Source organism: Streptomyces sp. NPDC017890 (genome assembly GCF_044328675.1).
In the GTDB taxonomy this organism is placed as follows: domain Bacteria; phylum Actinomycetota; class Actinomycetes; order Streptomycetales; family Streptomycetaceae; genus Streptomyces.
This window is the reverse complement of the sequence record NZ_JBIRHU010000052.1, coordinates 1-11,959: the sequence shown is the minus strand read 5'-3', so window position 1 is coordinate 11,959 and position 11,959 is coordinate 1. Positions and strand designations below refer to the sequence as shown.

The 11,959-nt window shown below is 71.6% G+C and carries 2 protein-coding genes; both read right to left on the bottom strand.

All coding sequences use genetic code 11. From position 1 onward, the window contains the following. Positions 1-3,052: type I polyketide synthase (locus ACH4F2_RS34680; protein ID WP_398136699.1), on the bottom strand; the 3,052-nt coding region annotated here is incomplete at its 3' end. Positions 3,053-3,580: 528 nt separating this feature from the next. Then, positions 3,581-11,959, bottom strand: an 8,379-nt coding sequence (locus ACH4F2_RS34675; protein ID WP_398136698.1) for an SDR family NAD(P)-dependent oxidoreductase, incomplete at its 5' end; no start/stop codon positions are given.

Genomic DNA, 11,959 nt, shown 5'->3' with positions numbered 1-11,959 from the left:
ACACACACACCTCCACACCCGCCACCCGAAGCGCCTCACCAACCCGCTCCCCCAACTCCCCCTCAGCCACCACCAGCCAACGACCCGACACCACATCCGAACCAACCCGCAACGACTCCCACGACACCCGATACCGCAAACCCTCCAACACCACCCGCTCACGCCGCTCACGACGCCACGACGACAACGCCGGCAACACAGCACTCAACGGCTCATCACCAGACAACCGGAGCACTCCGGCAACCGACTCCACGTCCTCGTTCTCGACCGCGGTCCAGAACTCCGCATCCACCGGGTCCACAGCCGCGGCTGCCCCGCTCTGCGCAGGGGCCTCCAGCCAGTACCGCTCCCGCTGGAACGCGTACGTCGGCAGTTCAACCCTGCGCGCACCGGCGAAGAGGGTGTTCCAGTCGAGACCCAGGCCTGCGATGTGGAGACGGCCGAGTGCGGTGAGCAGTGCTTCCGGTTCGGAGCGGTCCTTACGCAGGACGGCGATGAGCTGCGCCTGTCCGGTGAGGGACTCCTGCGCCATACCGGACAGGACACCGTCCGGACCCAGCTCCAGGAAGACACCGACACCCTGGTCCTCCAGCCAGCGCACCCCGTCACCGAAACGGACAGCGGCACGGACATGGCGTACCCAGTACTCGGCGGAAGCGACATCAGCCGAAGCCTCACCGGTCACGTTCGACACGACCGGGATCGACGGCGCGGAGTAGGTCAGCGACTCGGCGACCCGACGGAAGTCCTCCAGCATCGCGTCCATGTGCGGCGAGTGGAACGCATGACTCACCCGCAGCTTCTTCGTCTTCCACCCCAGCTCAGAGAACCGATCCCCCAGCTCCGCCACCACATCGGCGTCGCCGGCGATCACCACCGAAGAGGGACCGTTCACGGCGGCGAGAGACACCTCCGCCTCCCGGCCCTCCAGATACGGAGCCACCGCAGCCTCGTCCGTACCGACGGCCAGCATCGCCCCACCCGCCGGCAACGCCTGCATCAACCGCCCCCGCGCCGCCACCAGCGTCACCGCATCGTCCAGGGACAACACCCCGGCGACATGCGCGGCGGCCAGTTCACCGATCGAATGCCCGGTCACATAATCCGGCCGTACACCCCAGCTCTCCGTGAGCCGGTACAAGGCCACTTCCAGAGCGAACAGACCCGGCTGCGTGTAGCCGGTCTGGTCCAGCAGCTCACCCTCCCCGGCGAACATCACCTCACGCAACGGCCGGTCCAGCACCCGGTCGAACCCCGCACACACCGCATCCAACGCCTCCGCGAACACCGGATACGCCTCGTACAGCTCCCGGCCCATCCCCGCCCGCTGCGACCCCTGCCCCGAGAACAACACCGCCGTCACAGTCGTCTCGTCACGGACGACACCCCTCACCACACCAGCAGACGGAGCACCCTCCGCCACCGCGTCCAGACCCCGCAGCAGCTCCTCACACCCGGAACCGACCACCACCGCCCGGTGCTCCAGCGCCGCACGCGTCGTCGCCAGCGAGAACGCCACATCCACCGGCGAGCAGCCCCCGTCGAGCACCGCCCGCAACCGCGCCGCCTGCGCCCTCAGCGCCGCCTCCGACTTCCCCGACAGCACCCACGGCACCACACCACCATCAACCCGCACCGGCACCGGACCGGCCTGCTCCTCCGAGACCGGCGCCTGCTCCAGGATCACGTGCGCATTGGTGCCACTCACCCCGAACGACGACACACCCGCACGACGCGGACGATCGACCTCCGGCCATTGAATGTTGTCCGTCAGGAGGCGCACTGTGCCCGGCGACCAGTCGACGTGGGTCGACGGGGCGTCGACGTGGAGGGTTTTGGGCAGCAGGCCGTGGCGCATCGCCATGACCATCTTGATGACGCCGGCCACGCCCGCGGCGGCCTGTGTGTGTCCGATGTTGGACTTGATCGAGCCGAGCCACAGCGGCCGGTCGGTCCCGCGCTCCTGGCCGTAGGTGGCGAGCAGCGCCTCGGCCTCGATGGGGTCGCCGAGGGCCGTACCGGTGCCGTGGGCCTCCACCGCGTCCACGTCGGAGGCCGACAGTCGGGCATCGGCGAGGGTCTGTCGGATGACGCGCTGCTGGGAGGGGCCGTTGGGCGCGGTGAGTCCGCTACTGGCGCCGTCCTGGTTGATCGCGGAGCCGCGGACGACGGCGAGGATCTCGTGGCCGTTGCGGACCGCGTCCGTCAGTCGCTCGACGAGGAGCAGGCCTACGCCCTCGCCCCAGCCGGTGCCGTCCGCGCCGTCCGCGAACGCCTTGCAGCGGCCGTCCGGGGACAGGCCGCGCTGCTTGCTGAACTCGACGAAGACGTTGGGCGTCGACATGATCGTGGCGCCGCCGGCCAAGGCCATGGAGCATTCGCGCCGTCGGAGTGCCTGGGCGGCCAGGTGCAGCGCCACCAACGACGACGAACACGCCGTGTCCACCGTCACCGCCGGGCCTTCGAGGCCGAAGGTGTAGGCGATGCGGCCGGAGAGCACGGCGGCGGCGGTACCCGTGCCGAGGTAGCCGTCGACGCCCTCGGGTGCCTCTTGGAGACCGTAGGCGTAATCCTGCCCGTTGGTGCCGGCGAAGACTCCGATGTCCCGGCCGCGCACGGCGGCGGGGTCGATGCCGGCGCGCTCGAAGACCTCCCAGGTGGTTTCGAGCAGGAGCCGCTGCTGCGCGTCCATCGCGAGGGCCTCGCGCGGCGAGATGCCGAAGAAGGCGGGATCGAACCGGTCGGCACCTCGGACGAAACCGCCTTCGCGGACGTAGGCGGTGCCGGGTCGGTCCGGGTCCGGGTCGTACAGTCCGGCCAGGTCCCAGCCGCGGTCGTCCGGGAACGTCGTCATGGCGTCGGTGCCCGCCGTGAGCATCCGCCACAGGCTTTCCGGGGAGTCGACGCCGCCGGGGAACCGGCAGCTCATGCCGACGATGGCGATCGGCTCCTGCTGTTCCTCCCGGACGTCCTGGAGTTGCTGACGCGCGTCGTGGAGGTCGGTGACAACCCGCTTGAGGTAGTCCCGGAGCTTCTGCTCGTTCGTCGTCATTCGGCGCCACCTTTGAGAAAGAGAGCACAGGTATCCGGCGGGGTTCCGGGCTGCCGGCGGGAGCCCCGGGTCAGTCCGCGAACCGGCCGGCGGATTTCCCGGCCGCATGGCGTCGCGAGCCGTCGCGAAGGGGAGTACGGCCATGCCGTGAAGACCGCTGAATTCAACGGATTACGCCTCGCCGTCCGACGCAACGTCGCATCGTCGCCCATCGTTTGCTTTCATTTCCTGCGCCCCCCGGGCCACGTCGACGGTCGGTCGCGCATGGTCTCCGACCACGGGCAACCGTGTGCCGTGGACCCCTCGGAGTCCACGGCACACGATCGGGCGCTTCTCGTGGTCGCGCTCACAGCCCAAGCGCAGGCCTTAATTGGGGAGCCTATGGAGGCCCGGTTTACCCCAACAACCCCTAGCGCCCCGTAGCGGGGACCCCTATGTCACGGGCCGGTGAGGCGACTTGATGTGCGGGCGCGGGGACGGCTGTGGAATTCCCCGCGCCTCCTCGTTCTCCGTATTACGGCCTTTCCGTCAGGGAGCGCCGATGCCCTTGTCGATGATGTCGAACAGATCGTCGTCGCTGGCGTCTGCGACCTGTTCGGCGAGGGCGGAGCGGTCGCCGGCCGCGTCACCGCCGTCCTCGAACTTGGCCAGCAGTGTCCTGAGCCGCGATGTGACGGCGTCGCGTTCCTGGTCTCCGAGGTCGCCCGCGGTCAAGGCGGCCTCGAGCCGGTCGAGGTCGCCGTGGACGGTCGCGGGTGCGGGCCGTACGTCACGCGGCGCGAGCCGTTCGACGAGGAAGTCGGTGAGCTGGTCCGCGGACGGATAGTCGAACATGACCGTGACGGGCAGCCGGCCTCCCGTCGCCGCGCCGAGACTGTTGCGTACTTCCACGGCGGTCAGCGAGTTGAGCCCGAGTTCCAGGAAGCCGCGCTGAGCCGGTACGTCGTTCCTGTCGGCGAAGCCGAGGGCGGCCGCGACGGTGCCGCGCACCAGGTCGAGGAGTACGCGTCGGCGTTCGTTCGGGTCGGCCGCGGCGATCCGCTCCAGCAGGCCGGTCTCGGCCGCCGGTTCCGTGCCCGCGCCCGACGCCGCGCGGCGTGCCGGGGTGCGGACGAGCCCGCGCAGCAGCTCGGACATCTGCTCACCCGGGCCGAGGGCGCGCAGCCCCGCCAGGTGCAGCCGGGCCGGTACCAGGACCGGGTCGTCGGACGCGGTCGCCGCGTCGAACAGGGCCAGGCCCTGTCGGGCGGTGACCGACAGCATCCCCGCCCGGCGGAGCCTGCGGCGCTCGTCGGCGGTGAGGTCGCCGAGAGCCGCCATTCCCGCCGACAGGTCCCACAGCCCCCAGGCCAGTGACTGCGCGGGGAGCCCTTGTGCCCTGCGGTGCTGGGCGAAGGCGTCGACGAAGGTGTTCGCCGCACTGTAGTTGCCCTGGCCCGCGCTACCGAGCACGGAACCGGCTGCGGAGAACATGATGAACGCGGTGAGGTCCGCGTCCCGGGTCAGTTCGTCCAGGTGGACCAGGCCGTCGACCTTTGGGCGGAAGACCTCGTCCACGCGCTCGGGTGTGAGTGAGGACAGGACGCCGTCGGCGAGGACTCCCGCGGTGTGCACGACCGCGGTGAGCGGATGCTCGGCGGGTATCCCGTCGAGGACGCCGGCGAGGGCCGCACGGTCGGCGAGGTCGCAGGCGGCGAGGGTGACCTCGGCGCCGAGCCCGGCCAGTTCGTCCCGCAGCACCGTGGCGCCTTCGGCACCGGGGCCGCTCCTGCTCACCAGCAGCAGGTGGCGTACGCCGTGTTCCGCCACGAGGTGGCGGGCGGTCAGGGCCCCGAGGCCACCGGTGCCACCGGTGACGAGGACGGTGCCGTCGGGGCGCAGCCGCAACCGCTCGCCGGCGGCGGGCAGTGCGGCCCTGGCCAGGCGCGGCACCTCGAGACGACCGGCGCGCAGCGCCGACTGCGGTTCGCCGGAGTGCACCGCGTCGGGCAGCGCCCGCAGCGACGCGTCGGTGCCGTCGAGGTCCACGATCACGAACCGGCCGGGCTGCTCGGCCTGCACGGACCGCACCAGGCCCCAGGCCACGGCTCCGGCCGGGTCGCGCACCGGGTCGTCCGGTCCCGTACCGACCGCACCGTGGGTGAGGAGCACGAGCGTGCTGTCCGACCATCGTTGGTCGGCCGACCACGCCTGCAGGGCGGCCAGGACGCGGTGCGCGGTGTGATGCGCGTCCGCGGCGGTGTCACCCGAGGCCGGGGAGGCGGCGTCGAAGAGGACGGTGCTCGGTACCGCACCGGTCCGGTCCGCGGTGTCGTCCGGATCGGCCCCCGGGTCCAGGACATACCGCTCGTCGCGCACGTCGGCTTCGGTGCCGGCGGCGCGCAGCGCGTCGGCGATGCCCTGCGGGTCGGTGCCGAGTACGCACCAGCGGCCGGCCGGGGCGGCCGGGGGCACGTTCACGGTGGTCCAGTCGACGCGGAACAGCGAGTCCTGAGGCACCGGCCGGCCCGACAGCGCCGCGGCGGGCACCGGGCGGAAGGCCAGGGAGGTGACCGAGAGGACCGCGCCACCGGCCGGGTCGGTCACCTCCACCGCCAAGGCGTCGTCGTCGGCGCGGGTGAGCCGGGCGCGCAACGCGGTTGCCCCGGCGGCCCGTACGGACACCCCGGTCCAGGCGAACGGCGTACGCACCTGCCCGTCACCGGCACCGTCCGGTCCGGAGTCCGCAGCCACACCGTGGCCGGCCCCGGCGTGAACCGCCCTGAGTACGCCTTCGAGGAGCGCCGGGTGCAGGGTGTACCGCTCCGCGTGGGCGGCCTGGTCCTCGTCGAGCACGGCTTCGGCGTAGAGGTCGTCGCCGTGCCGCCAGACGGTCGTCGTCAGCGGGTGGGAGGGCAGGTCGCCGAGCAGTTCGGCCAGCCGCTCCGACGCCACCGGTTCGGCTCCGTCCGGCAGCCAGACGACCGGCTCGGCCTGCGGCAGTGCCTCTCGGGTGAGCACTCCGGACGCGTGTCGCGTCCACTCCCCGCCGTCGGGCCGTGCGTGCACGTCGATCCGTCGGCCATCGGACGCGTCCGGGGCACCCACGACGACCTGCAACTGCAGGGGGCTGTCGGCGAAGAGCACGAGAGGCGCTTCCAGCGTCAGCTCGCCGACCTGGTCGCAGCCGACGCGGTGGGCGGCATACAGGGCGAGGTCGAGCAGGAGCGTTGCCGGTACCAGCACGGTGCCGGCGGCACCATCCGCGAGCCACGGCTGCTCGGCGAGCGAGAGCCGCCCGCTGAGCAGCTGCCCGTCTTCTCCGGCCAGGGGTACGGCTGTAGTGAGCAGCGGATGGTCGATCGCCTCGAACCCGATCCCGGCCCGGGCGTCCTTGCCCGACACACCCTGCAGCCAGTAGCGCTGGTGCTGGAAGGCGTACGTGGGCAGGTCGACGCGGCGGGCACCGGTGCCGGAGAAGTACGCCGGCCAGTCCGGGGTCACGCCCGCGACGTGCAGACGGCCCAGAGCCGTGAGCAGTGCTTCCGCTTCGGAGCGGTCCTTACGCAGAGCGGCGACGAGCTGCACGTCCCCGGTGAGGGACTCCTGCGCCATACCGGACAGGACACCGTCCGGCCCCAGCTCCAGGAAGACACCGACGCCCTGGTCCTCCAGCCAGCGCACCCCGTCACCGAAACGGACAGCCGCACGGACATGACGTACCCAGTACTCGGCGGAAGCGACATCAGCAGAAGCCTCACCGGTCACGTTCGACACGACCGGGATCGACGGCGCGGAGTAGGTCAGCGACTCGGCGACCCGACGGAAGTCCTCCAGCATCGCGTCCATGTGCGGCGAGTGGAACGCATGACTCACCCGCAGCTTCTTCGTCTTCCACCCCAGCCCGGAGAACCGATCCCCCAGCTCGGCCACGACATCGGCGTCGCCGGCGATCACCACCGAAGAGGGACCGTTCACGGCTGCGAGAGACACCTCCGCCTCGCGGCCCTCCAGATACGGGGCCACCGCAGCCTCGTCCGTACCGACGGCCAGCATCGCGCCGCCCGCCGGCAACGCCTGCATCAACCGGCCCCGCGCCGCCACCAGCGTCACCGCGTCGTCCAGGGAGAGCACTCCGGCGACATGCGCGGCGGCCAGCTCGCCGATCGAGTGCCCGGTCACATAGTCGGGCCGGATACCCCACGATTCCGTGAGCCGGTACAAGGCCACTTCCAGAGCGAACAGACCCGGCTGCGTGAACCCGGTCTGATCCAGCAGCTCACCCTCCCCGGCGAACATCACCTCACGCAACGGCCGGTCCAGCACCCGGTCGAACCCCGCACACACCGCATCCAACGCCTCCGCGAACACCGGATAGGCCTCGTACAGCTCCCGGCCCATCCCCGCCCGCTGCGACCCCTGCCCCGAGAACAACACGGCGATCGTGTGCTCGTCTGCGGACGCGCCCTCGTGCACCCCTGTGCCCGGTGCGCCGGCCGCGAGTTCCGCGAGGCGACGGACGAAGCCCGGGTGATCGTCGGCTATGACGACGGCGCGGTGGTCGAGAGCCGCTCGGGTCGTGGCGAGCGAGTAGGCGACATCGACCGGGGCCAGGTCCGGATGGGCCAGGATGTGGGACCGCAGTCGCTGTGCCTGGTGGCGGAGCGCGGTCTCGGTCCTGCCGGACAGTATCCACGGCACTGCTCCGGAAGCCGGCCGGGCCGTGGCGGGCGTACTCGAGTGAAGCTCCTCGGGAGCCTGTTCGATGATGACGTGCGCGTTCGTGCCGCTGATCCCGAACGACGACACACCCGCACGACGCGGACGGTCGACCTCCGGCCACGGCTGGGACTCGGTCAGGAGCTCGACGGCCCCCGCCGACCAGTCGACGTGCGACGACGGCGCGTCCACGTGCAGCGTCCTGGGCAGGATGCCGTGGCGGATCGCCATGACCATCTTGATGATGCCGGCGACACCGGCGGCGGCCTGCGTGTGTCCGATGTTGGACTTGATCGAGCCGAGCCGGAGCGGCTGGTCGGCGTCGCGGCCCTGGCCGTAGGTGGCGAGGAGGGCCTGTGCTTCGATCGGGTCGCCCAGTGCCGTACCGGTTCCGTGGGCCTCGACGGCGTCCACGTCCGCGGGCTTCACTCCGGCGTTGGCAAGTGCCTGGCGGATGACGCGCTGCTGCGAGGGACCGTTCGGCGCCGTCAGTCCGTTGGACAGGCCGTCCTGGTTGACCGCCGTGCCGCCGACGACCGCGAGGACCTGGTGTCCGTGGCGGCGGGCGTCCGACAGGCGTTCCACCAGGAGCAGGCCGACGCCTTCGCCCCAGCCCGTGCCGTCCGCCGCCTCCGCGAACGCCTTGCAGCGGCCGTCGGAGGCGAGCCCGCGCTGGCGGCTGAATTCCACGAAGGCGCCCGGTGTCGACATGACGGAGACGCCACCGGCGAGCGCCATGGAGCACTCGCCGTTGCGCAGCGCCTGCACTGCCAGGTGCAGGGCCACCAGGGACGACGAGCATGCGGTGTCGACGGTGACCGCTGGGCCTTCCAGGCCGAAGGTGTACGAGATGCGGCCGGATAGCACGCTCGCGGAGTTGCCGGTGAGCAGATAGCCCTCGCTGTCCTCGGCCGCGTCGCCGACGTGGTCGCGGTAGTCGGTGCCGTTGGACCCGGCGAACACGCCGACGTCCTGGCCGCGCAGCGAGGTCGGGTCGATGCCCGCCCGTTCGAAGGTTTCCCACGCGGACTCCAGCAGCAGGCGCTGCTGCGGGTCCATGGCCCCGGCCTCCCGGGGGCTGATCCCGAAGAACACCGGGTCGAACTGGGTGGCCTCGTGCAGGAACGCGCCCTCGGAGATGTAGCTCTTGCCGGCCTGGTCGGGGTCGGAGTCGAACAGGTCGTCGAGCCGCCAGCCCCGGTCCGTCGGGAACGGGCCCATGGCATCGGTGCCTGCGGTCACCAGTCGCCACAGGTCTTCGGGCGAACGGACGTCGCCGGGGAAGCGGCAGGCCGCGCCGACGATGGCGATCGGCTCGTCGCTGCTCGTGCCCGTGATGGCCGGTGCGGGTTGTGCGGGAGCGGACCGCAGCAGTTCGCCGAGCATGTGGCCGGCGAGCGCGGTGGGCGTGGGATGGTCGAACACCAGCGTCGTGGGCAGACGCAGGCCGCTGGCGGCGCCGAGCCGGTTGCGGAGCTCCAATGCGGTGAGCGAGTCGAAGCCGAGATCGCGGAAGGCCCTGTCGCGGCCGATGGTGTCGGCTGTGGAACGGCCCAGAACGGCTGCCGCCGCGCCGCGAACGAGTTCGAGTACCTCTCGCTTGCGGTCCGCCTCTGACATGTCCGCGAGACGCTGGCCGAGTGGTGTGGCACCGGTCGCGGCGTCCGGGGTCCGGGTAGCGGTACCCGCATCGGTGGGCAGCTCCGCGAGAATCTCGTTGAACAGCGGCAGCCTGCCGTCGTTTCCGTCGGCGAACCGCTCCCAGTCCACGTCGCACACGCCGAGGAACGCTTCGGCCTGGTCGACGGCGCGTGCGAAGGCCGCCATGGCCCGCTCCGGTGCCATCGGCCGGATACCGCTGCTGCTGAGCTGCGTACGGCGGGCGTCGCTCTGCAGTGCGAGGCCGCTGCCGTCCCAGGCACCCCACGCGAGGGACGTGGCGGGCAGGCCCGCGGCCCGGCGCCGTTCGGCGAGGGCGTCCAAGAAGGCGTTCGCGGCCGCGTAGTTGGACTGGCCCGCGCTGCCGATGGTGCCCGCGAACGACGAGTAGAGGACGAACGCGGTCAGGTCCCGGTCCCGCGTCAGCTCGTCCAGGTTCACCGCCGCGTCCACCTTGGGCCGCAGGACGGTGGCGAAGCGCTCCGGTGTGAGCGCGGTGACGACACCGTCGTCGACGACCCCCGCCGTGTGCACGACCGCGGTCAGCGGGGAGTCCTCGGGCACGGTCGCCAGCAGGTCCCGCAGAGCGTCGCGGTCCGCGGCGTCGCAGGCGGCGATCGTCACCGACACACCCTTGGCGGTGAGTTCGGCACGCAGTTCGTCCGCGCCGTCGGCGGACGCGCCCTGCCGGCTGATCAGGAGCAGGTGCTCGGCTCCGTGGTCGGCCAGCCAGTGCGCGGCGTGACCGCCGAGCGCCCCCGTCCCACCGGTCACGAGCACGGTGCCGCGCCCCTGCCAGCCGGCAGCGACGGGCGCCCCGTGGGACTCGGCCCGCCGCAGCCGACGGCCGAGGACGCCCGAGGCGCGCACCGCCACCTGATCTTCACGCACGGCACCGCCGAGCACTGCGGCAAGCCTGTCGTATCCCTGGCCGTCCAGTGTGCCGGGCAGGTCCACGAGTCCGCCCCAGCGTTCCGGATGCTCCAGACCGGCGGACCGGCCGAATCCCCACAGCAGCGCCTGCGCCGGGTCGGCCGGAGGCTCGGAGCGCCCGGTGGCGACCGCACCGCGTGTGACGATGTGCAGCGGCGCGTCGACCCCTGCGTCGCCCAGTGCCTGGACCAGAGCCGCGGTGGCGAGCAGCCGTACGACGCCGTGCGCGTCGGGGTCGTCGCGGTCGGCCGCGGAGGACGGGCCGTCGAGACCGAGCAACGACACCACATGGCCGACTCCGGTGCCGTGGTCGCGCAGCTCACCGGCGAGCACGGAACGGTCGGCGCCGTCGAGGTCCACCTCCAACAGCCGCACGTCGGCGCCATGGGTGCCCAGGGCTGTGCGGACGTCCACGGTTGCGTCGGCGGCGGCGTCTTGCGCCGGCACCACAAGAAGCCATGTCGTTCCGGCCAGCGAGGGAGCCGGGGCGTCGGCGAGCCGCTGCCAGCCGATGCGGTACCGCCAGCTGTCCACGACCGCCCGGTCGCGGCGCTGCCGCCGCCAGGAGGACAGCACGGGCAGCAGCTCGCCCAGTGACCGGTCGGCCCCCTCGCCGGCCATTCCGAGCGTGCCCGCCACAGCGTCGACGTCGCCGCGTTCGACTGCCTCCCAGAACCGCGCCTCCACCGGGTCGGCGGCGGAAGCCGCCCCACCGGACTGCAGCCAGTACTTCTGGTGCTGGAAGGGGTACGTGGGCAGGTCCACGATCCGGCCGCCCGGGAACACGGTCGCCCAGTCCACCGCGAGACCCCGCACATGTCCCTCGGCGAGGGACAGCAGGAACCGGTCGAGACCACCCTCGTCACGCCGCAGCGTGCCGAGCACGGCCGCGTCCACACCGGCATCCTCAAGCGTCTGCTGCACACCGACGGTCAGCACCGGATGCGCGGAAGTCTCCACGAAGAAGCGATGGCCCTGCTCCGCCAGCGCCCTCGTCGCCTCCTCGAAACGCACCGTCTGCCGCAGATTCGTGTACCAGTACTCCGCATCCATCACCGACGTGTCCAGCCAGTCAGCCGTCACCGTCGAGAAGAACGGCACCTCCGACGCACGCGGCTCCAACCCGGCCAGCACGTCCAGGAGTTCCTCGCGGATGGCCTCCACATGCACCGAGTGCGACGCGTAGTCCACCGGAATACGACGGGCACGGACCTCGTCCGCCTCACACCCGGCCAGCAACGCGTCCAGGCCGGCCGCATCCCCGGAGACCACCACGGAGGAAGGCCCGTTGACCGCAGCCACCGACAGCCCGCCGGTCAGCCGCTCCCGGACCTCCCCAACCGGCAGCGCCACCGACACCATGCCACCCAGGCCGGACAGCGCCAGAATCGCCTTCGACCGCAGCGCCACCACCTTCGCCGCGTCACTGAGGGAAAGCGCTCCGGCCACACACGCAGCCGCGATCTCACCCTGCGAATGACCCACCACAGCAGCCGGCCGCACCCCGTGCGAACGCCACAGCTCGGCCAGCGACACCATCACCGCCCACAACACCGGCTGGACCACGTCCACCCGCTCCAACGCCTCCGCATCACCGAGCACGTCGAACAACGACCA